Annotated in this window: 19 protein-coding genes and 1 CRISPR repeat array (1 of these 20 cut by a window edge); of the genes, 8 read left to right on the forward strand and 11 right to left on the reverse strand. The window is 65.0% G+C overall.

What is annotated here, in order from left to right:
* Positions 1–2,084: a CRISPR direct-repeat array (repeat unit 29 nt; unit sequence GGGTCTATCTCCGCGCATGCGGAGCAACC) (it extends 3,314 nt beyond the left edge of the window).
* A 424-nt stretch (positions 2,085–2,508) separates the two neighbouring features.
* Genes cas2e through cas3 form a run of 8 tightly spaced genes read right to left on the reverse strand, consistent with a single transcriptional unit; the run spans position 2,509 to position 11,186 of the window.
* The gene (gene cas2e, locus ACYBYQ_RS03990) at positions 2,509–2,805 is read right to left on the reverse strand and encodes a type I-E CRISPR-associated endoribonuclease Cas2e (RefSeq protein ID WP_459617085.1); all 297 of its coding nucleotides are present in this window, start codon (positions 2,803–2,805) and stop codon (positions 2,509–2,511) included.
* The gene (gene cas1e, locus ACYBYQ_RS03995) at positions 2,777–3,670 is read right to left on the reverse strand and encodes a type I-E CRISPR-associated endonuclease Cas1e (protein WP_459617086.1); all 894 of its coding nucleotides are present in this window, start codon (positions 3,668–3,670) and stop codon (positions 2,777–2,779) included. Before cas1e ends, cas2e begins: the two co-directional genes overlap by 29 nt.
* Entirely contained in the window at positions 3,664–4,410 is a 747-nt protein-coding gene (gene cas6e, locus ACYBYQ_RS04000; protein WP_459617087.1) for a type I-E CRISPR-associated protein Cas6/Cse3/CasE, read from the reverse strand. Before cas6e ends, cas1e begins: the two co-directional genes overlap by 7 nt.
* A complete protein-coding gene (gene cas5e / locus ACYBYQ_RS04005; protein ID WP_459617088.1) occupies positions 4,407–5,120 on the reverse strand; it encodes a type I-E CRISPR-associated protein Cas5/CasD in 714 nt (237 codons plus the stop codon). Before cas5e ends, cas6e begins: the two co-directional genes overlap by 4 nt.
* A gap of 2 nt (positions 5,121–5,122) precedes the next feature.
* Complete coding sequence (gene cas7e / locus ACYBYQ_RS04010) at positions 5,123–6,304, reverse strand: type I-E CRISPR-associated protein Cas7/Cse4/CasC (RefSeq protein WP_459617089.1); 1,182 nt, start codon at positions 6,302–6,304, stop codon at positions 5,123–5,125.
* Positions 6,305–6,338: 34 nt separating this feature from the next.
* The gene (locus ACYBYQ_RS04015) at positions 6,339–6,923 is read right to left on the reverse strand and encodes a type I-E CRISPR-associated protein Cse2/CasB (RefSeq protein ID WP_459617090.1); all 585 of its coding nucleotides are present in this window, start codon (positions 6,921–6,923) and stop codon (positions 6,339–6,341) included.
* Positions 6,910–8,529: a type I-E CRISPR-associated protein Cse1/CasA gene (gene casA, locus ACYBYQ_RS04020; protein ID WP_459617091.1), complete on the reverse strand. Its 1,620-nt coding sequence runs from the start codon at positions 8,527–8,529 to the stop codon at positions 6,910–6,912. The genes ACYBYQ_RS04015 and casA overlap by 14 nt, the downstream gene beginning before the upstream one ends.
* Positions 8,526–11,186: a CRISPR-associated helicase Cas3' gene (cas3, locus tag ACYBYQ_RS04025; protein ID WP_459617092.1), complete on the reverse strand. Its 2,661-nt coding sequence runs from the start codon at positions 11,184–11,186 to the stop codon at positions 8,526–8,528. The genes casA and cas3 overlap by 4 nt, the downstream gene beginning before the upstream one ends.
* A gap of 447 nt (positions 11,187–11,633) precedes the next feature.
* Here cas3 and ACYBYQ_RS04030 point away from each other — a divergent pair, with 447 nt between their 5' ends.
* The 6 genes from ACYBYQ_RS04030 (at position 11,634) to ACYBYQ_RS04055 (ending at position 16,681) form a co-directional block, all read left to right on the forward strand.
* Positions 11,634–12,401, forward strand: coding sequence for a crotonase/enoyl-CoA hydratase family protein (locus ACYBYQ_RS04030; RefSeq protein ID WP_459617093.1), 768 nt, complete (start codon positions 11,634–11,636; stop codon positions 12,399–12,401).
* 52 nt (positions 12,402–12,453) lie between these two features.
* Entirely contained in the window at positions 12,454–13,977 is a 1,524-nt protein-coding gene (locus ACYBYQ_RS04035) for a fumarate hydratase (protein WP_459617094.1), read from the forward strand.
* Between the two features lie 104 nt (positions 13,978–14,081).
* On the forward strand, positions 14,082–14,795 hold the full coding sequence (locus tag ACYBYQ_RS04040) for a class I SAM-dependent methyltransferase (RefSeq protein WP_459617095.1): 714 nt from the start codon (positions 14,082–14,084) through the stop codon (positions 14,793–14,795).
* 44 nt (positions 14,796–14,839) lie between these two features.
* Positions 14,840–15,634: an aminoglycoside adenylyltransferase family protein gene (locus ACYBYQ_RS04045; protein WP_459618704.1), complete on the forward strand. Its 795-nt coding sequence runs from the start codon at positions 14,840–14,842 to the stop codon at positions 15,632–15,634.
* Positions 15,635–15,647: 13 nt separating this feature from the next.
* On the forward strand, positions 15,648–16,394 hold the full coding sequence (locus ACYBYQ_RS04050; protein ID WP_459617096.1) for a hypothetical protein: 747 nt from the start codon (positions 15,648–15,650) through the stop codon (positions 16,392–16,394).
* Positions 16,391–16,681 carry a hypothetical protein gene (locus ACYBYQ_RS04055; RefSeq protein WP_459617097.1) on the forward strand — a complete coding sequence of 97 codons (291 nt, stop codon included), beginning with the start codon at positions 16,391–16,393 and terminating at the stop codon, positions 16,679–16,681. Before ACYBYQ_RS04050 ends, ACYBYQ_RS04055 begins: the two co-directional genes overlap by 4 nt.
* Here ACYBYQ_RS04055 and ACYBYQ_RS04060 read toward each other — a convergent pair.
* A complete protein-coding gene (locus ACYBYQ_RS04060; RefSeq protein ID WP_459617098.1) occupies positions 16,671–17,063 on the reverse strand; it encodes a hypothetical protein in 393 nt (130 codons plus the stop codon). The genes ACYBYQ_RS04055 and ACYBYQ_RS04060 overlap by 11 nt on opposite strands.
* Positions 17,064–17,197: 134 nt before the next feature.
* Between ACYBYQ_RS04060 and ACYBYQ_RS04065 the strand changes: the two genes are divergently transcribed.
* On the forward strand, positions 17,198–18,598 hold the full coding sequence (locus ACYBYQ_RS04065) for a 3-deoxy-D-arabino-heptulosonate 7-phosphate synthase (protein ID WP_459617099.1): 1,401 nt from the start codon (positions 17,198–17,200) through the stop codon (positions 18,596–18,598).
* Between the two features lie 31 nt (positions 18,599–18,629).
* Here the strand turns inward: ACYBYQ_RS04065 and ACYBYQ_RS04070 are convergent, their stop codons facing one another.
* Together ACYBYQ_RS04070 and ACYBYQ_RS04075 are read right to left on the reverse strand one after the other, a co-directional pair.
* A complete protein-coding gene (locus ACYBYQ_RS04070; protein ID WP_459617100.1) occupies positions 18,630–19,955 on the reverse strand; it encodes a PQQ-dependent sugar dehydrogenase in 1,326 nt (441 codons plus the stop codon).
* Positions 19,952–20,380, reverse strand: a complete 429-nt coding sequence (locus tag ACYBYQ_RS04075) for a DUF2231 domain-containing protein (protein WP_459617101.1) — start codon at positions 20,378–20,380, stop codon at positions 19,952–19,954. Before ACYBYQ_RS04075 ends, ACYBYQ_RS04070 begins: the two co-directional genes overlap by 4 nt.
* 211 nt (positions 20,381–20,591) lie before the next feature.
* Between ACYBYQ_RS04075 and dbpA the strand changes: the two genes are divergently transcribed.
* Positions 20,592–21,980: an ATP-dependent RNA helicase DbpA gene (dbpA, locus tag ACYBYQ_RS04080; RefSeq protein ID WP_459617102.1), complete on the forward strand. Its 1,389-nt coding sequence runs from the start codon at positions 20,592–20,594 to the stop codon at positions 21,978–21,980.
* Positions 21,981–21,991: the final 11 nt, after the last annotated feature.

Genomic DNA, 21,991 nt, shown 5'->3' on the forward strand with positions numbered 1-21,991 from the left:
GCGGAGCAACCCCAGACGCTGCGGCGGTTGCGGCCCGTTTTGAGGGTCTATCTCCGCGCATGCGGAGCAACCGCTGAACACCGCCGTGTTGATGTCCTGCACCAGGGTCTATCTCCGCGCATGCGGAGCAACCGATGCTATGGTCGCCCCGTTATTCATTGGTACGGTCTATCTCCGCGCATGCGGAGCAACCATCGGGAAACGGTGCGAGCTTGGCCAAGATAGGGGTCTATCTCCGCGCATGCGGAGCAACCGAGCCCGGCCAGTGCAACGACATTGACGATCAGGGTCTATCTCCGCGCATGCGGAGCAACCGCCGAAGGCACCAGCCAGCGGCGCGCCCGGCCGGGTCTATCTCCGCGCATGCGGAGCAACCTCCAGGACGCCGTTGGCAAACCGCACATTCCCGGGTCTATCTCCGCGCATGCGGAGCAACCCGCAGCGCCTCGAGGATAGCGGGAGCCGTCTTGGGTCTATCTCCGCGCATGCGGAGCAACCTGATCTGGTTGGCGATGGCGCAGGCCAGATGGGGGTCTATCTCCGCGCATGCGGAGCAACCGGGCTCGCGGAACTGGCGAGCAAATGGAACTCGGGTCTATCTCCGCGCATGCGGAGCAACCTCGGGCACGCTGCAATTCCTGCACGTCTCTGAGGGTCTATCTCCGCGCATGCGGAGCAACCGGCGGCGCGATTATCGCACCACCCTGGGCATAGGGTCTATCTCCGCGCATGCGGAGCAACCAGCGGCACCATTTCCTTGATGATGTCTGGCAGGGGTCTATCTCCGCGCATGCGGAGCAACCGAGGCAGGCTTGGCTGGCTTCTCGGGCCGGTCGGGTCTATCTCCGCGCATGCGGAGCAACCCACCTGGCCTTTCAGGGCAATGGCGCTGGTCAGGGTCTATCTCCGCGCATGCGGAGCAACCATGAACCCCATCTTGTTGGCGCCCACCCGCGCGGGTCTATCTCCGCGCATGCGGAGCAACCGGCGCCATCAACTACCTGGCCGGCGCCGTGGTGGGTCTATCTCCGCGCATGCGGAGCAACCCCCTACTCAGCTTCGGCGCCTGCCTGCTGTTGGGGTCTATCTCCGCGCATGCGGAGCAACCTTCTTCCCACACCGTCTGCGGGTCGCGGCCCTGGGTCTATCTCCGCGCATGCGGAGCAACCGTACGGCCCGGACGCCAATCTGACCATGAATGGGGTCTATCTCCGCGCATGCGGAGCAACCGTACCGGCCTGCCGGAGTCAGAACAAGCACCAGGGTCTATCTCCGCGCATGCGGAGCAACCGGCCTCTTTCCGATTGCGGAGCGGATTACCGGGGGTCTATCTCCGCGCATGCGGAGCAACCTACCACTGGCCGTCGCCGGCCTGGAAAACCGGGGGTCTATCTCCGCGCATGCGGAGCAACCATGCTCGGCAGCCATTCGAGCCGGCACCAGACGGGTCTATCTCCGCGCATGCGGAGCAACCGCGACGGTTTCTGCCATGGCTTACCTCTTTACGGGTCTATCTCCGCGCATGCGGAGCAACCGGAAATTGGCAGCGCACCGTTTCGCCGTGTCCGGGTCTATCTCCGCGCATGCGGAGCAACCTCTGCATTGTCGTGTGCTTACATTTCGGGGTGGGGTCTATCTCCGCGCATGCGGAGCAACCTTCGGCGCGGTAGCCGTTCACTGTGCCGCCGGGGGTCTATCTCCGCGCATGCGGAGCAACCCTCAGGGCTGGAACAGTGCCGAGAAGCACGAGGGGTCTATCTCCGCGCATGCGGAGCAACCCTGCGCTGTGTGTGTGAGCGCAGTGGCAAGCCGGGTCTATCTCCGCGCATGCGGAGCAACCGTCATGCACCAAGCCGGCGAGCCTGTTAACACGGGTCTATCTCCGCGCATGCGGAGCAACCGATGACAGATATCGCGGTGGAAGTGATCGCCGGGGTCTATCTCCGCGCATGCGGAGCAACCTCGCTGGACTTCTGCGAATACATGGTGGGCGAGGGTCTATCTCCGCGCATGCGGAGCAACCACGAAGACGGCGGCATCGCCAAGGTTCTGGAAGGGTCTATCTCCGCGCATGCGGAGCAACCTCTCCCATCCAAGTCTTTGATGGGAAAAGGAAAACTTAGATTCCTATCTTTCTTTCTTAGCTCGGCCTGTGACAGTGAAATTGTATCTGGGTGAAATTAACTATGAAAAAGAACATCCAATAGCTTTTATCCCAAGGAAACCGCCGTGTAGGTAAGGCCGATTAATCCGGGACCAAAGAGCGTCCGGATATTCTCAACTTCGGTGCTCGCCCGGCCGAAATATGCTGCAAGGAAGTAAGCGGCGTGGATTGGTCAACATGAGAGCTATCCATTCGGCTCATCTCCGCATATGCGAGATGACTTTTGCGGGTCGGTTCAACTAGCATTATTAGAGGTCCATCTCCGCGAATGCGGAGGATTCCCCGCATTCCGTCACTGAGGAAAGCAGGTTTCGCATTTCAACTAATTTTTAAAGATCACCTGATCACCCGGACTTTCGAGCGATCCACATCCCATCGACTTCAAGCAGTTTCTTGGGCGGCGTGCCAAGATGAGATAGGCCGACACCGCCCGTGGCGTTATTGTCCCGCCAGATCATGATCACGCTGCCTTGATCCAGCGCTTCGTGCCATTCCTGTAGGACCTTCCAGATTCGCTCGCGAACGCCTTTGCTCATATGGGGCGATACGTAAGTCGCCGGGGCGACCTCAAGCATGGTGGAGGAAAGAAAGCCCCGGAACCTGTCGGGCACATCACGAGTCACTATCACTACCAGTGGCATTTCCCACCTCGTCCATCCGAAGCACCTGCTTGACGCGATCTATCATCGAGGAAACGACGCTCTCTTTGCGGAATATGCGCGAGGCTTCGCGCCGGACCAGCCTGTCAATGGTATCGCTGCTTTTTTCTGCCTGCTTTACGCAGGAAAATGCGATGGAAAGCGTGATCTGGTCTCGGAACAGGTCTGCAATATCCAGAACGAAAGACTGACCGGAATCTTCGTGGATGAATCCCAGCTGTGGGATTGCGCCGACGGCTTGAACCGCTATGGCCGCGGCTCCCTGCACGGCCGTCGCCGCATGGTTAATCGCCTGATTGGGCAGGTCTTCCGAACCGGGGTTGTTTCGGTCGAATCGCCGCCCCTGCCAGTCCACCCCATACTTGTCGGCCATCAGCCGATAGATCGTCTTGACGCGGCTACCTTCGATGCCACGCAGCGTATCCAAGTCACGATGCGGCAGGATCTCTCCCAGGCGCAGCGCGTACATATGGCGCGCCACGCTGATGCGGCGCCGGGGATTGCCCCACAATTCAGCCTGGCGCCTTGCCACATCGCTTCTGTCCGGCATCAATGGCGGTGCTGTGTAGCAACGTACGCCATCCACGCCGACAGCTGCCAGCAGGGTGCCGTGGCGAGCCAGCAGCCGCAGCGCATCGTGCGTGACGCTGCTGCCCGGCCCCAATAGGACCATCGAGACCGTCTGGTGAGGAATCTGGTCCGTGCTCGGCGTCAGGCTGTTCTTGCCCTGCAGAAAATGCAGGCAGCCATCGATCACGCAAAGTTCGCCTCGGTCCAGCCAGATCAGTCCGTGGCGATCCGCATGGGGAATGCGGGCGCTCTCCAGTCCCAGGCGCCCCTTCAACATGCCGAGCGACCGGGCTGGGCGGGCTTCAGCAGAAGCATGCCGAAGCCAAAGGTGCGGTGCCTACCAATCCCGCGTATCACCTTTTGCGCAAACTGATCGCCATCCTGCACCGTCAGATGACCCATAAAAACGGCATCGGGACCATTGACTAGTTGCAAAGGTCGAGGGCTTTCGCCTTTCGCTGCATGACGACGCAACACGGCGGACAGCTTGAATTGTGTCATCGTTGCGTCGATGAGGCGCGCGGCGCCATCGAACTGGCGGCGAAGCCATTCCTGGTACGTCGCTGCGCGATCCACTGCAGCATCCGAGTGTTTTTCCAGTTCGGCCAGGAAAACATCTCGTTCGCCGCCCCGGACCGCGCGTTGGACCGGCCTCACCCTGACTTCGAAGCTCAATACTTGGCCCGTCCGCCAAGAGCTGGGAAAGGGCCTGATCAACAGGCCGGGACTTCTTGGCGTTGGCGTCAGTCCAAGCATGTCCGAAACTTCCGGGATGGCAAGGCTGGCGTTTTCCTGCAACGCCTGGGGCGAGTGCTGGGTATATGCCAATAGCCCGTGAGGCGAACGGTAGCTGTATGGCTTGGGTGCCAGGTTGCCGAATGCTTCGCTCAAGGCACCATGAAATGCGTAGCCCAGGTCGCCACCACCGCGCGAGGCAAGTAGGCCGCGACGTTCCGCCCACGGAAGCAGCCGGCGCAGATCGGGTTGAAATTGCATCAGGTAGAGCGGTGTTGTCACAAGAGGCCTCCTTGGCCGGCGGCGGCCCGAAGCGTGCCCTCGCGCACAGGACGCATCCCGCCATGCACCCCGGAGGTCCAGTTGCGCTCGTCGGTGATCATCACCAAGCGGTCATTGGGCAGTCGGCCTTCTCCGTCAGGCCATTGCACGCGATCATCCGGCGAACCGTCGGCGGCCGCCAAAGCTTGCAGTATCGAGTCCGCCTCCCTCCATCCCGCCATGATCCGGTGCGTGGGAAGGCAGGTTTTTCGGCCGAAGAAAAGTGGACGGGCGGGGGTGTCCAGCGCTGCCGCCAAATCCTCCAAGCGTGGCCACTGGTCGGCGGGTTCCAACCGCAACGCCACCAGCACATCCAGGTCGGCGTGATAGTCGCGGTAGCGCAGGTGCGGTCCTTCATAAGTGCTCGCTCCGCCCGCGCGTCCTTGGGCAGCGCCGAGCGTGGTCCAGCCCACGTCATTGGCGCCGAGCTCGGCGGTCTGGAAGTCGGTCAGGCGTTGTCCTTGACACAGAATTCGGGAGCCCATACGCAGTCGCTGCTGAAGGCGGTTGTGATGATCGCCTTGCGATCCATTCCAGCCCAGCGCATTGGCCAACAGGCCGGTCACCATCGACAACGCGGGAAAGTCGCGTATGACGCCAAGGTTATCGATGGCCTCGCCGCCGAAAGCGATCAGAGGCGCGCGCAAGCGCATCAGTAGATGGCGCGCCATCCTCAGGCTCCTTCGACGACGCGTGCCTGGATCCACTGAGCCATTGCGGGCAAGGCCAGTCGTTCCGCGCTGGGAACCTGGACATCGTCCACGCTCAGGAAGCGCCGCAGGCCCGCGGTGCCGTAAGCGGCGTCGGTCATCTGCAATTCCTGCGAGAGTCGGGCGATGGCCTGCTGCCGAATGTGCGTTTGGTCCAGAGGCAAGGCATCGTGATAGGCGCCCGCCAGGCTGCGTGGTTGTTGGTCGCCTGCTTCCACCAGCATGAACCTTGCCCATTCGAAAGGCGCCGTCGATCCCTTCTTGGCGCCCGGACTGACGGTGGCAATCAGATGCAGCAGGTTGTGGATGACCTGGCCCGCCAACTCCCGATATTGCTTGTCGACGGAAAAGCAGTCCTTGGTATCGATCCCTTCGAGGTTGGCCACCAATTGCGGCACGTCGACCGCAACATAGCCGTAATACAGGCCGGACGTCAGTTCCGTGTCGAAAATGCCGGCGGAACCTTGTTCGCCTTCTTCTCGAAGCAGATCGTCCACGACTGTGAAGTAATCGTTTTCCACTTGGGCTTCATGCACGGTGAAGGCGTGCGCCACATAGACCGCCGCCTCTCGCCTAGCCAGCACGTCCGACGTGACCATTCTGCCGAACAGCGCGGACTCCAGGCCGCTGCCCAACTTCATCGCCTGAATGTTGCCCTTTTCCTTTTTTAGTGTTTCGGCGACTTCCTTACGCAATGCCTTCTCGTCGGGATGCTGCCGCGCCAGTTCCGCACATTTGGCGACCAGGTAGTCCATTTCCGCCTTGCCCAGCAGCACCGCCTGTCCGGTGGACAGGGCGTCCTTGCCTTTCTGGTTCTTTCCCGCCTTGTCGAGCAATCCCTCATTTCTGAGTGTCTCCACGGCGGCCTGGGCCAGCGGCTCCGCTATCTCCTGTTCGAGCAGGCGCTTGCGGATCTCGCCCAGTAGTTCGCGTGAGCGAATGGCCATCGGCACCCCGATTCCCGATAGTGCATGCTTGCCCTCCGCGGTGCGCCAGTGGCGCTTCTGGCATTGGGATGAAATGCGCGTGCGCACGGCATTGCCATAGGGTAGGCGCTTGGCCAGGCCGGCATCGTCCCGGTTGAGCAGGGCGGCGGGGTAGTTGTGCAGCGTGTGGATCTGGACGAAGCGGGGATGAGCGGACATGGCTTTCCTGAAGTTGGAGGTTTACGGATAAAGGTCAGGCGCGCTTTGCGGGTTTTGCCAGGGTGCTGTAGTAATCGCCGGCGATAGCTCGCCGTCTGGATTCATGGGTCATGCGGTTGTCTTGGCTGTCTGCGTTGCTGGTGCCGATCAACGCGCCGAGTTCGTACCAGTTGGGCTGCACCGACTTGCTGGCTAGCAGCCGCAGCACGCGTGGCAGCAACTGGAACAGCGCTTCGCCTCGGGCAACCAGCAGACGGGTGATGCGCGATTCGGCAAGACCGGCTTCGGCGAGTTGCGCACCCAGCCGCCCTTCTTTGTGCCCAGCCATCGCCATGCCGTGTGCGACATAGGACCAGCGCCGCCAGGTCTCCGGCAGCCAGTTCCCGCTGGGAGTCAAGCCTGCCGCGATAAGCGCCCGCGTCAGTGCGGCGAGTTGGTGCGGCCGGGGGGCGTCCGGGTCCAGCCGGGCCAGTGCGGCGTACTCGCCACGGCTGTGCGGTCCCGCCTTCAGTTGCGCGATATGGCGCGCCAGCGACTTGATCGGATCGAAAGGCTCTGCGCCGCTGGCGGGCGCCGGATCCGTCGTACGATGATCAGCCTGCGGGTTAGGCAGATTCATTGCAGTGCTCCTTTACTCGAAGATCGTCTTTCTTCTGGTTGAGGGCGGTCGCCATGATTTCGAAGTTTTTCTCGCTGTGCAGCATTCCAGTCAGCTTGGCCAGTGCGTTGGCCTGGGCGCGATAGCGCAGCACGCCGCTGCGCGGCCCGGCGTTGAATGCGGCAAGCAGCAGGTCTTCTGCGCGCTGGGCCAGGCCGCGCAGCCAACGCGATCTTTCGTCTGCGGGTGAGTCCGATTCGATTTCCTCGACCAGATCGGAAAAAAAGCGCGCGTCCTCGCCCGTCTCCAGCGGCCGTGCGTAGCGATTGGCACGATCCTTGATGGAGTCGGGGGCGTCGCGGTCTTTGCCGGTTTCGTCCTTGGCGGCATTCATGAACAGCACGACCAAGGCGGACCACAGGATTTTTCGCACTTCGGAGATGGCTGCGATGCGCTCGTTGGCAATTTTTGCCAGCGGGTCCGTGTGCCGGACGAGCAGCCTGGCACGCATTCTGGGCGAGATCGGGATGCGCCGTTCGTGATAGCCCTCTGTCTTGCCTTGCCCGCGCGTAATGCCTTGTGCCACGAGCGTCACGCCTTCGATGCCGTCGTCGGCGCGCAGCTTCTGTGCGGGCGGCTTGCTGTATTTCCCGCCGAACAACAGTTCAGAGGCCAGCCGGTAGTCGAATCCCCGGCTCGTTATGGTCAAGGCTTTCGCGCCGCCGATATCGATGGGCATCCAGGCGTCGCCCGTCACGCCGTTAAGTTCTTTGGCTGCGATGCGGGCGGCCTTGCTGCCCGTGGCTTTGGCACGCCAACGGCCTTGCGCGTCGGCTTGCAGGCGTACGCGCCGGCAGATTTCGATGTACCAGGGGTCCAGCCGCGACACGCTCAAGCTGGTTTCGCCATCCCAGGGCAGCAGCCAGACCAGGGCGATCCCGTCTTCTTGCGCCAGCCCCAGCGTTTCCGCGGTTTCTGCGCGCTGCTCGTGCAGCGCGCAGATGTCGCGGCGCCAGCGTTTGCCCAGCCCGCCTACAGGCTGGATGCCTACCCCGCAACGGCTGGCGAATCCGCCGTTCATGCGAGAGATGCCGTAGTTGCCGGCCCCAAGAAAGCCCTCCTGGGTCTGCAGGCTGACCAGTGCGTAGCACCAATCCTGTGCCGTGCAGCAGACCATACTGCCTGTCTTCACGTCGTGATTTTTGGACGTGACCAGCATGTCCAACTCGTCGGCCGCCACGAGTTCATTTTTCCAGCGCGAGATGTCGCCGTCCGGGACCGCGGCTTGCAGGAAGGCCGGACGGTCGGGCGGCGAAGCCAGGCACCATGCGGCTCCATCGGGATCGTCCGGCGTCAGCGCCAGCAAGGCGCGCCGCCATGCTTCCGAGTCCTCGAACGGCTCGTCCTGCGCGGCTCGCAACAGGGCCAACGCGGCGATATGCACCAGTAGCGCATGCCACGGGTGGCGCTGGTGGGAGCGCAAGGCGGGGAAGTCCCGCACCTCATCGCGTGCCAATGCTACGAACAGCTCGGGCAGTGTCGCAGCGATAGTCGTGCCTGCAGCAACATTGCGGTATGTCAGGATGCGTTCGTCCAGCAGGTTTCCCATCAGGGCGGATTGCATCATTGAGTCCTCCTTTCAACGGAAGGCTGGGGAAGCCGTTCCAGGCCCATGCGGGCGTATCGGTAGTGGTAGCCGCCGAGGACGAAGGTGAATCCGCCTTCGGGAAGGATCTGGATGTCCTGCGCGGCCGCGTCCGGGTTCAGGCCGGCGGGCAGTAGGTGGAAACGGATCGGAAGTTGCGCGACTGCGTTGCCGAATGGGCCGGGCAGGGCGGGTTCGAATGTCTGCAAGCGGTCGGCCGTGCCCAGGCGGGTCGAGATTTTCTGGTCGTCGTCAGGAAACCCAAAATCGTCGTCGGAGAAGTTCTTGTCGAACGGCAGCGCCTGCAGCCTTGCGAAGCTGCTGTTCGCCTGAAAAATGCCTTCGATTCTCTGGCCTAATTCCTCCCATGCCGGACCCAGTTCAAGCGCGATTTTTTTCAGTACTTCGGGATGGGTAGCGTGTTCGACCAGATACCTGTTGTCTCGGGGAATGACACAGGATGGATGGCTGGCGATCAAGCGGCGCGTCGCCTCGACAGTGCGCAGGTCGGTATAGATGCCGCCGCCGTTCCGTTGAAACAAGCCCAGGCCATGTTTCGGGTGTGCGAGATGCGGCGTCAGATCGCCATACTCTGGGGTAAGAATGATGGCCTGGGCCTGCCGGTAAGGTGCAGGCCGCTCGTCGATGCGTCGCGAGTGCCGGTGCAGGCGGCCCAGACGCTGTAGCAAGACGTCCATCGGGCAAAGATCGCAGATCAGGAAGTCGGCGTCGATGTCCAGGCTTTGTTCCAAGGTCTGGGTGCCCACGACGATACGGCCCTGGCTGGAAGGTTGACGATGTTTGCCTAGCTGGTTTTCTATCGCCGCGTCCAGCCGTGGACGGTCTTCCTTGCTATAGCGGCTGTGATGTACCGTGCTGACGTCGTTCACGCGAAACAGCAGCGCTTCCTGGTTCGAGGCCTTTACCCGGGCCTCGATTGCGCATAGCGTGGCAATGGCGGCGGGAACGGTGTTGCGGATGACCAGCACTTTCGCGCCCTGGGCGGCGGCATGCACTGCCAGCGCCGCGATGGAGTCGGGCCTGTCCACGTCGTCCTGCAACCGCCAATGCACGGTCTTGTGCGATGTGGGGGCGGGCAGCGCATGTAATGTACTGGCATCGCTGATGGCGGGGTAGGCCTGTGCGCTCGCCTGTTCCAGGGATGGCATAGCTGCTTTGGACCGGCGGCCAAGCGCATTGGCCGCGACGGCCTGATAGCGATGGCGTGCGCTGGCGCCCAGCGTTGCCGAGAGCAGCAGGACATGGCCTCCCGCTCGCAGATGTGCGTCAATCAGGCATGCCAGCACGGCGGACATATAGGCGTCCGAGGCGTGGACCTCGTCGACGACCAACAGGCTGCGGGCCAGCAGGCTGTGCCTCAGATGTGCATGGCGAACTTGCAGCGCCGCAAGCAAGGCCTGGTCGATCGTGCCGACCGCGATCGGTGCCGCCAGGAAACGCTTAGGGGATTCCGCCGCCCAGCGCAGATGGGCTTTCTGATCGTCAGGGTCGTCTGTCCACAGGACCTTGAATTCCGGCAGGCGATGCATGCGTGCGCCGTCTGCGCTTTCGTAGCCCGCCAGGGCCCGTACGACGGCCGGGGCACGTGCTGACGAGCCCATCCAAAGGTGTTCGGCGAAGTTTTCCGCACGGCCGCACAATTGGCTGGCGGCCACCCGGGTCGGCAGCGCGAAGTAGAGGGCGTCCACGATTCCTGCCTGAAACAGGGTGGCATAGCGCCATAGTGCCGCTTCGGTCTTTCCACTGCCCGTCTCCGATTCAACGATGAGCAGTGGATCCCAGTCCTGCTGCGCCATTTTTTCCTGCATGGGGCGCGGGCCTGGAAGCTGGAAGACCTGGCCGAATGTCGGCGGAGACTGCAATGCTTCGCGCCATGTCGCCATGTCCAGTCCGATGCCGGCTACAGCTTGCCTTGCCCTTTGTTCGGCGGTTTGGCGGCGGTCTTCGCCCGGCTGAGTGTAGGGAAAGAATCGCGTGTCCGACCCTAGCCAATCCGCCAGTTGAACCAAGCCCGCGAAAAGGTGTGTGAACCGTGCTGCTGTGGGCAGCGGATTGCCGCCTTTGGCAAATGCGCCGGGAAACCAGGCGAGGGCGCGCTGGCCGAGCATCTTCAAGGTGGCCGCGGGGTCGTAGGCAACGCCTTCAGAAGCGATGACCGGGGCCCATGTTCTGTGCGAATTGAGGGGTGATTTCGCAATGGGTCGGCCATGGTGGCTGATCGCGGCCAGCATCAAGCCAAATGTGGCCGAGCCCCATTCATCCAATTCATCGGCGGGGAGTTGGTATAGCAAATCCGCCTGTTCGAAAATGTAGAAGGCCTCACCTGAATGCCCGGTGTGCGGCGGCCAGCCTTCGGGCGTCTCGCCGATTTTCCAGCGCTTGGCGATGAAGCCAGCGCACGCCTTGCCGACGTCGTGGAGAAAGGCGAGCACCGTCAGGCGCAGTATGTCTGTCTCGTTAAGTAATCGGCCTGCGCAGCTGTTCAGTGCGCGTCGCAGTGCGGGAATTTGAGCCAGGACATAGAAGACCATGGCTACATCGAGCATATGGTCTTCCAGCGGATGTTCGTGCCCCTGGTTGTCGCGCTTGCCCCAAGCCGCAATGCCTTTCCGTGACATGGATACTCTAGCCTTCAGTCAAAGAGCCTGCTGAGTTACTGAATGTTGCCACAGGTTCTTCGCGCTTGCACATAAACGGCACGGCCCACCACGGGATTTCCCTATCGCCCTATCGTTCAGCGAGCGAGTCGCACATGTATCCAAAGCACGTCTGAGCGCGTGATCGTTGTGCCTGCCATTCTGGTGGTCCTGTGCGCAGGCTCATTGGGACGCGTCATGGATTTTTAATTCTGTTTAACATACACAATTAGATTCAAATACCTGTGTGATGCGACTATCGTACGCAGCCAGTGTGTCCGTGCGTGACAAAAGTATCGATAATTTTCCGGGTTCCAGTGGCGTTCCCCGCTGGCTATAGAGGCGTCAGTCGTATCATTCCCCTTTGCCGCAGTCTTATACATAACCGCGTATCCCCCGCAGCGGGGGCGCCCACAGAGGAGCAGCAGCATGTCGGAACTGGTGAAGGCGGACGTCGCCGACGGCGTCCAGATCATTACCATCAACCGCCCCGAGGCTAAGAACGCCATCAATCTGGAGACTGCGCAGGCCCTGGCGGCCGCGTTCGACCAGATGGATGCCCGCGACGACGTACGCATCGGCATCCTGACTGGCGCGGGCGGCACGTTTTCCTCGGGCATGGACCTCAAGGCCTTTGCCCAGAGCGGCCAGCGCCCGCTGGTCCCCGGCCGCGGCTTTGCGGGCCTGAACGAGCGTCCGCCGAAGAAGCCGCTGATCGCGGCGGTGGAGGGCTATGCCCTGGCCGGGGGCTGTGAAATGGCGCTGGCCGCCGACCTGATCGTGGCAGCCAGCAATGCCAAATTCGGCCTGCCCGAAGTCAAGCGGGGCCTGGTGGCGGGCTCGGGCGGCATGCTGCGCCTGCCGCGCCGCCTGCCGTATCACATCGCCATGGAGGTCATCCTCACCGGCGACATGCTCAGCGCCGAGCGCGCGCACGGCTACGGGCTGGTGAACCGCCTCACCGAGCCCGGCAAGGCCGTGGAAGGCGCGATGGCGCTGGCCCGCGTGATCGTCGAGAACGGCCCGCTGGCCGTGCAGACCGCCAAGAGCATCGTGGCCCAGGCCACCGACTGGGACCAGGACGGCATGTTCGACCGGCAGCGTCCGCTGATCGCCCACATCTTCACTTCCGCCGACGCCAAGGAAGGCGCCACCGCCTTCGCCGAAAAGCGCAAGCCCGTCTGGCAAGGCAAGTAAACTCGAGCTACTTCCACGCATCCGGCGGGCTCCATGCCCGCCTTCCCACATCATGACCACGCTCATCAAAGAAGAAGACCTGATCCAGTCCATCGCGGACGGCATCCAGTTCATCAGCTACTACCATCCCGTCGACTACATCCGCCACCTGGCGCGCGCCTACGAGCGCGAGGAAAGCCCCGCCGCGCGCGACGCCATGGCGCAGATCCTGACCAACTCGCGCATGTGCGCCGAGGGCAAGCGCCCGCTGTGCCAGGACACCGGCATCGTCAACGTGTTCCTGAAGATCGGCATGGACGTGCGCTTCGAGACGAAGCGCAGCCTGCAGGAGCTCTGCGACGAAGGCGTGCGCCGCGGCTACACCAATCCCGACAACCCGCTGCGCGCCTCGGTGCTGGACGATCCGCTGTTCACCCGCAAGAACACGCGCGACAACACCCCCTGTATCCTGCACGTCGAGCTGGTGCCGGGCAGCACTGTCGATGTGCAGATCGCCTCCAAGGGCGGCGGCTCCGAGAACAAGTCCAAGTTCGTCATGCTCAACCCCAGCGACTCGCTGGTCGACTGGGTGCTCAAGACCGTGCCCACCATGGGCGCGGGCTGGTGCCCGCCCGGCATGCTGGGCATCGGCGTGGGCGGCACGGCCGAGAAGGCCATGCTGATGGCCAAGCAGTCGCTCATGGAAGACATCGACATGTACGAGCTGCTCGAGCGCGGTCCGCAGAGCAAGCTCGAAGAGCTGCGCATCGAGCTCTACGAGAAGGTCAACGCGCTGGGCATCGGCGCGCAGGGCCTGGGCGGCCTCACCACCGTGCTCGACGTCAAGATCAACACCTTCCCCACCCACGCCGCTTCCAAGCCCGTGGCCATGATCCCCAACTGCGCCGCCACGCGCCATGCGCATTTCGTGCTGGACGGCTCCGGCCCGGCGCGCCTGGATCCGCCCTCGCTGAGCGAGTGGCCCGACGTGCACTGGGCGCCCGACTACAACAAATCCAGGCAGGTCAACCTCGACACGCTGACGCGCGAGGAAGTGGCCAGCTGGAAGCCGGGCCAGACCCTGCTGCTGTCGGGCAAGATGCTCACCGGCCGCGACGCCGCGCACAAGCGCATCCAGGACATGCTGGCCAAGGGCGAGAAGCTGCCGGTGGACTTCACCAACCGCGTCATCTTCTACGTGGGCCCGGTCGATCCGGTGCGCGACGAAGTGGTCGGCCCGGCCGGCCCCACCACCGCCACCCGCATGGACAAGTTCACCGACATGATGCTGGCCCAGACGGGCCTGATCGCCATGATCGGCAAGTCCGAGCGCGGCCCGGTCGCCATCGAGGCCATCAAGAAGCACCAGTCGGCCTACCTGATGGCCGTGGGCGGCGCCGCCTATCTGGTGTCCAAGGCCATCCGCCAGGCCCGCGTGCTGGCCTTCGAAGACCTCGGCATGGAAGCCATCTACGAGTTCGACGTGAAGGACATGCCCGTGACGGTGGCGGTGGATGCCCAGGGTACCTCGGTGCACACCACCGGCCCGAAGGAGTGGCAGGCCCGGATCGGCAAGATTCCGGTCGCCGTGGCCTGACGGCGCTGCCAGGCGGTTGGCCGCCTGGCAGCGCATGCAACTTGGTGATGCAGCCTGGCTTGGGTACATTCAGGGCTCCGTAAGCGCCACAGGCCCGCCCAAGCATGCCCACCAAGCCCTATCACCCCGTCGTGCTGTCCATCCTGCGCCAGCACGGCGCCCGCGTCGTGCTGGACATGCCCTGCGGCACCGGCTGGCTGGGCCGGGCCGTCGCCGCCGGGCAGCTGGCGCTCGACGCCCTCGACGGCCTGGGCCTGTGGGAATTCCCCGGCCCCGACCTGCCGTACCGCCGGGTGCGCGAACATGACCTCGACACCCCGCTGGCCGACGCCGGCGGCTATGACGCCATCGTGTGCGGCGAGGCCATCCACCTGCTGCGCAACCCCGGCATGATGCTCGAAGGCGCCTTCCGCGCCCTGCAGCCCGGGGGCAGGCTCATACTCACCACGCCCAACACGTGGCGCGTGGGATCGCGGCTGGCCTACCTGCTGCGCGGCTTCCACTACGGCTTCAGCCCCATGGTCGACAAGCGGCGCGGCGACTACGTCACCTACGTGCCCTGGTCGTTCCCGCAACTGCATCTGTTCCTGGCGCACCAGGGCTTCTGCGACATCACGCTGCACGACGTGGACGAGCCCAAGCCCAAGTACCTGGTCGAGCGGCTGGCCGGCCTGCCCGCGCAGCGGTACTGCCGCGCGCGCCTGCGCGGCGCCGGATCGCCGGGCGAGCAGGATTATTGGCGCCAGGCCGGCAGCGCCCAGTCTCTTTACGGGCGCTGGCTGGTGATGTCGGCACGGCGGCCCGGGCCGGACGCCTGAACCGGGCGCGGCATATATCCACGACCACGATGGCCCACGGCGTGATGCCCGCATCGATTCCTGCCGAAATCGCCTTCCAGCTGTCGCGCACGCGCGTCGTGCTCGAACGCCACCTGGGGGGCGCGCTGCGCGCGCTCTACCTGTTCGGGTCCGCGGTCGACGGCGGGCTCAAGCCTGGCAGCGACGTCGACCTGCTGGCCCTGGTGGGCGCGGCGCCGGCGGAACCCGCGCGACAGGCGCTGATGCGCGATCTGCTGGCCGTGTCCGCCCCGCCGGGAACCGACCCGGCGTGCCGGGCGCTGGAAGTCACGGTGCTGGCGCACGATGCGGTGGTGCCCTGGCGATATCCGGCGCGCCGCGAATTGCAGTTCGGCGAATGGCTGCGCCACGACCTGCAGGCCGGCAGGTTCGAACCGCCCATGACGGATCACGACCTCGCGATCCTGCTCGCCAAGGTCCGGCAGCACAGCATCGCCCTGTTGGGGCCGCCGGCGCCCACGCTGCTGGATCCGGTGCCCCACGCCGATTTCGTCCGCGCGCTGGCCGACACCGTGGCGCAATGGAACGGACCGGAAGACTGGGAAGGCGACGAGCGCAACGTCGTGCTGGCCCTGGCGCGCGTGTGGTACAGCGTGGCAACGGGCCAGATCGCGGCAAAGGACGAGGCCGCCGCGTGGGCCCTGGACCGCCTGCCGCCTGCGCACGGGCCGGTGCTGGCCGCCGCGCGTGACGCATACCTGGGCCGCGGGCCGGATGAGCTGGCGAGGCGGGCAGGGCAGGTGCGGGACTACGTGCATCACACGAAGAGGGTGATCGAGAGATTGTTGACCCACGCGTAGACAAAGGAAACGCATGCATGCTGCATTAGGCCTGGTGCTGGCCGCTACGATCGTCATTGCCTTGCCTTTTGCCCTGGCGCTGGTGATTGCCGCGTTGGCGAGAAATCTGCAGCGCTGGTGTCGCAACATGCTCGCGTTCGCGCGCGGGCAGGTCCGTGCCTGGTCTGCGCGCAGGCTCTGGACCGTGCTGCTGCTGCAGGTGCTGGCGCTCGCGGTCTTCACGCGAACCATAGTCGGGGAGCTGTCCTTCCTGGAGCTGATCGGGGCGCTGCTCATCTACCCGCTGTTCGTATGCGCCCTGTCCCTCTCGCTGCTGGCGCGACTGCCGATAGTCCGGGCTTTGTGGAATGACGTCTTTTTCAAGATATTCCTGGGTGGCAGCCAGTTGATCGTGCTCTATCTGGCCAAAGGCGGTGCAGCCTACTGGATCGCAGACCTGTGGCAGATAAGCGCAGACAACGCGCCGATGGCCCGTATCGCCGCCATGGGTTTCCTGATATTGATGTTCAATTCGCTGCTTTTCATCGTGGCCGCCCTGCTGTTTCAATTGTTGTTCATGGCGGGCATGCTGGGGCCGGTAGGGCGGGGCAAGAAGACGGTTGCCAGGAGGCCACTTTCCGCCTGGTTCTCGCCGACGCGCGCCACGCGTCACGGCGAGACGGGCCAGGGGCGCCTTCCCGTCCGGACGATAGGGCGTTTGCAGCCACTTTCTGTACGCTCCTTGCCTGCCTCATGGCGGCCCATGCGTCTCTGGCGATGACTCATAACCGCATCGCCAGCATCCTGCTGGCAGCCGTGGTGTTCGAGATGGATGCCGTACCTGCCAGCCGATGTGCGCTGGATGGCGACGATCTGGCGGCGGCGCGGGGGCCGGACCCCGCGGTCAAGGTGTTGTTCCTCTCGACCACCCAGGAGAAAGCGGTGGTCGTGCGGCGGGGCGAAGACCTGTACGAGCCCATTGTGTTGCGCAACTACAAGGGAGACGATTCCGCGCGGAGGGGGGTGTCGATAGGCAAAACAGTAACCTGCTACGACATCAGGGCTTGACAGCCCTGGCCTGGTCGGCCGCTTGCAGCGCGTCGAAGTCGATGCCCTGCTTCAGCCATTTTTCTCTAGTCGCAGGGTAGCGTTCGGCGAGATCGGGCTGATGCCGGGCCAGCTCCCCCAGCATGCGGTCGAGTTCCGCGATCGCCTCATAGGCGCGGGCCAGCTGCCGCGGCAGCCACTGGGCATAGGCCTCTTCGGCCTTCAGCAGCCCGCCGTCGCGCACCCGGTTCGCCCAGGCGCTCACGGCCGAGGCATAGCCGGCCTGGTAGGCGGCCGAGGGCGGCGCCGCGGCGGGTATGCCGTCCGACTCGCTGTCGCAGTCGGCCAGTCCGGCCATGTAGCCCTGGATGAAATCTTCGTGTTCGAGGTTGGGACCCGGCATGGCAGCTCCGATTCGACGTTCATGAATACCGTGTCCGCATAAAGCATGCCCGGGACGGCATGCGCCTGCCCGGGCATGCCGCGCGATACAGCCGGGATGGCGACTGCGGGCCTGGCTGGTGTGTAATCCTTGCCATGGACCGGCCATCAGCTCCCGCTTTCCTCGACGAGATCCTGCGCACCGTGCGGCGCCGCTATCGTCTGCCGCCGTCGTCCGACCTCGGCGTGCCGCCGCAGGCCGGCACGGCTGCCGCGCTGGCCCTGGCAGTGGAGCACGCGCGCGCCGCCCTGTCGCTCGGGCAGGCGCCCGGGGCGGTGCCGAAGCGGCGTTTCCTCGAGGCGCTGGCCCGGATGATCCGGGACGCGATGCGCCCCGGACACGGCGACCCCGCTTTCCAGGCCATGGTGCTGCGCCACAGGGCGTCCCGGGTGCGCGAGTATGCCTCCCTGTCGGCCCATGCCGGGCGCGATCGCAGGGCCCTGCGCGCCGCCGTCAATGCCATGGCCCATCCCGCCCGGCAGCAGCGCATACCCCAGGAGGGCCTGCGCCGGGCCCTGGCGCGGCTGCATGCGTTGGCATCCTCGGCGGACTGGCATGGGCTCGAACTGGCCGCGCGACGCATTGCGGACATGCCCGAAGCAGAAGAAACCCCGCCATTGGCAGCCAGCGTGGCGCGATTGCTGCAGGATCCTGCACTGGGGCGCCTGCAGCGGCTCGACGCCCTGGCGTCCGACGGGCTCGTGCGGCAGTACCAGGCGCTGTGGCAGCGGCATGGCCCCCCCTCGGGAAGCCCGGACGCCGCCAGGCAGGGTTCCGTCGCGCAGCAGCGCGGCGCCGCCGTCGAGGCCGCGGCCGCGCAGGCCCTCGAGGCGCTGGCGCGGCGGCTGGACGGCTCGGGGGGCACAGGCCAGGCCCACCGTGTCGTCACGTCCATGCGCGTGCCGGCGTCGATCCCCGGCAGCGCCGAACGGGCCAAGACCGAATGGGACGCCGTGCTGCTGAGACGGGCGCCGGGCGATCACGAAACAGGTGCCTGGGACGTCTGCCTGCTTGTGGAGGCCAAGGCCTCCGTGGACGCCGCCACCACCGACCTCCCGCGCCTGCAGCGGGGATTGCGGCTGCTCGCGCATGCCGACCCGCAGGCCTGCTACCCGTTCGAGACCCGGCAGGGTACGGTGACGCTGCGCGGCGCTTCGTTGAGCGCGCTGGCCGTGGACGAGGCGGGCCTGGCCGGCACCGTACTGTATTGCTGCGATGCGCCCGTCGACGGCACCCCGCGCCTGCTGGGCGCGGCAAGCCGCATGCAGTTGCTGTCCGCGCCGGCCAGCCTGGCGTTTGCGTGCCGTCTGGCGGAGGGGCGGGATGCGGATCCGGGCCAACTCGAGGCCGTCTGGAATGCACTGCTCGAATCGCCGCGGTGGGCGGGCGTGCTGAACCAGTATCCGATGCTGCGCCAGGTCCGCGAATTGATGGTGCATCCGGAGGACCTGATGGGCATGCTGGGGGAAGGCACGGCAGCGGGACTGCCGGCCTGAGCCGCTACGTGCGGTGCGCCGGCGGGAAGGTTCAGCGACCTGCCGTGGCGACCGGCTGGGGCGACTTTGCCGCCTCCGTGGGCGTGATGCGCCAGATCGTGTTCGAAAGGTCGTCGGCCACGATGAGCGCGCCGTTGGGGTCCACCGTGACGCCTACCGGACGGCCGCGTGTCGTGCCGTCGCTGTCGCGGAACCCGGTGACGAAATCCACGGGCTCGCCGGACGGCCGTCCGTCGCGGAACGGGACGAAGACCACCTTGTAGCCGGAGGGATCGCTGCGGTTCCAGCTACCGTGTTCGCCGACGAAGACCCCGTCGGCGAACTGCCCGCCCATCGCGTCGTTCGAGAAGTCCACGCCCAGCGCCGCCACGTGCGAGCCCAGGCTGTAGTCGGGCTTGATCGCCTGGGCGACCTTTTCCGGATCCTGCGGCCGGACGCGCTCGTCCACATTCTGCCCCCAATAGCTGTACGGCCAGCCGTAGAAGGCGCCTTCCTGGACGGCAGTCAGATAGTCGGGAACCAGGTGCGGGCCGATCTCATCGCGTTCATTCACGACCGCCCACAATTGGCCCGTATCGGGCTGGATGGTCAGTGCGGTGGGGTTGCGCAGCCCCGTGGCGTAGGTCTTGTATTCGCCGGTGCGGGCATTTATGCGCCATATGCGGGCACGGTCGGCTTCCGCCGTCATGCCGCGTTCCGTGATGTTGCTGTTGGACCCGATGCCCACATACAGGTACTGTCCATCGGCGCTGGCGGTCATCGCCTTGGTCCAGTGGTGGTTGATTTCCGAGGGCAGGGGCGTCACGGTTTCAGGGGGGCCGCTCGCCTGGGTCTGCCCCGGCTGATAGTCGAATCGCACCACGGCGTCCTGGTTGGCAACATAGAGATTGCCGCCCACCAATGCGAGGCCGTACGGCGCATTGAGGTTCTCCGCGAAAGTCGAGGCCTCGTAGGTGCCGTCGCCGTCGGGGTCGCGCAGCAGGGTCAGGCGGTTGCCGCCCTTTACCGGGCTGGTGCCCCTGGCCTTGATGATGCCGGCGATCACGTCCTTGGGCTTGAGCTTGGCGGCATTGCCGCCGCGGCCCTCGGCCACCAGGATATCGCCGTTGGGCAGGACCAGCGTCTGCCGCGGGATTTTCAGGCCGGTCGCGATGGCGGTAACCGTATAGCCGTCCGGCACCGTCGGCAGCCTGTCTCCCCACTCGGCGGGTTGCGCAATCACCATGTCGGGCAGCAGCCCCTGTTTGGGCTCGGGCAGTTCGGGGGCGGGTCCGAACTCGGAAGGTCCGGCCTGGCCGCTGCATACGCCCACCATCGCGGCCAGCGGGACAGCGGCAAGCAAGCTCAGGTATTTCATATGGCGCCTCTGACGTGCGGGGTGCGAAAGCCCAGCCATGTTGCCGCGCAGGCAAGCACCACAAGGACGATCGACAGGACCAGGCCGGTGGGCATGCTGCCCCACGCGTCGCGGGCATGTATCAGTGCATTGAAAATGCCGACGATCCATGTGGCCAGCAATACCACCGCATACGGAATGACGCCCCGCGCGCGTTGGCGGGGGCGGAAAAGATCGACGATGGCGAAGATCAGCGCGATGCCCGCGAACACCAGTCCGCCGACCAGGAGCCAGGAGGCAAAATTATTCCATTGGATGTGAAAAGACTTCGCATAGGCCGCATCGGCGAGGGCGGCGCCGAGGAACAAGGGCAGCGTTCCCGCCAGGAATGCCGCATGGATCGGGTGCACGGTGAGGGCATACCGGTGTTCGATGGTCTGGTTCACTTGTGATCGCCTCGTTGGTAGCGTGGTGGCGGGCCCAGGCGCATGGTGGGACGCCCCGACAGCCCAGCAAGTGCCATGCCTGCGGCACGGCGTCGACCGGATCAGCCCGCCGCCGAGGCGCCCCTGTGCCGCTGGCGGCGCGGCAGGCGGATGCCAAGGCATACACTGTCGATCTATCCGCCTTTCGCGGTTGCCGAGATCCGCTCCTATCGTGACCAACACCTCTTTCTCCTCCCTGCCTCTCATGCCCGCCTTGCTCGAGAATCTGCAAGGCCTGGGCTTCGAACAGATGACGCCCATCCAGGCGCAGAGCCTGCCGCTCATCCTCGAAGGCCGCGATCTCATCGCCCAGGCCAAGACGGGCAGCGGCAAGACCGCGGCATTCGGCCTGGGCGTGCTGCAGAAGCTGGACGTGGATCGTCTCGTCCCGCAGGCGCTGCTGGTCTGCCCGACCCGGGAACTGGCCGACCAGGTGGCCCAGGAGCTGCGCCGGCTGGCCCGGCTGATCCCCAATGTGAAAGTGCTGACGCTGTGCGGCGGCGCCGCCGCGCGTCCGCAGGCCGAATCGCTGGCGCGCGGCGCGCACCTGGTGGTGGGCACGCCCGGCCGCATCCAGGACCACCTGGAGCGCGGCAGCCTGGACCTGTCGGGCCTGAACACGCTGGTGCTGGACGAGGCCGACCGCATGGTGGACATGGGCTTTCACGACGACATCGTGGCCATCGCCTCGCACTGTCCTGCCAGGCGCCAGACCCTGCTGTTCTCGGCCACCTACCCCGACAACATCCGCAAGCTCAGCGCGCGTTTCCTGCGCAACCCCGCCGAAGTGAAGGTCGAGACCCAGCACGACGCCAGCCGCATCGAGCAGGTCTTCTACGAAATCGAGGAGGGCGCGAGGCTGGACGCCGTGGTGACGCTGCTGGCCCACTTCCGGCCCGCTTCCACGCTGGCGTTCTGCAACACCAAGGTCCGCAGCCACGACCTGGTCGAGCGGCTGCGGTCCGAGGGCATCAGCGCCCAGGCGCTGAACGGCGACCTGGAGCAGCGGGAGCGCGACGAAATCCTGATCCAGTTCGCCAACCAGAGCTGCGCCGTGCTGGTCGCCACCGACGTCGCCGCCCGCGGGCTGGACATCCAGAACCTGGGCGCCGTGATCAATGTGGACGTGACCAAGGACACCGAGGTGCACGTGCACCGCATCGGCCGCAGCGGCCGTGGCGAGCAGAAGGGGCTGGCGCTGAGCCTGTGCTCGCCGAACGAAATGCGCTGGGCCAACCTGATCGAGCAGTACCAGGGCGCCCCGCTGAAGTGGGGCGATCTCGGATCGCTGCGCCCCAAGTCCGACCGCCCGCTGCGCGCGCCCATGATCACCTTGTGCATACAGGGCGGCAAGAAAGACAAGCTGCGCCCCGGCGACCTCCTGGGCGCGCTGACCGGCGACGGCGGCCTCGCCTTCGAGCAGGTCGGCAAGATCAACATCACCGAATTCAGCGCCTATGTGGCGCTGGACCGCACGATCGCCAAGCAGGCGTTTGCGCGCCTGTCCAACAGCAATATCAAGGGTCGCCGCTTCCGCATGCGCTTCCTGGAAGCGTTCTGAGCCATCACGCC

The sequence above is a fragment of the Bordetella sp. 2513F2 genome, from assembly GCF_054642735.1.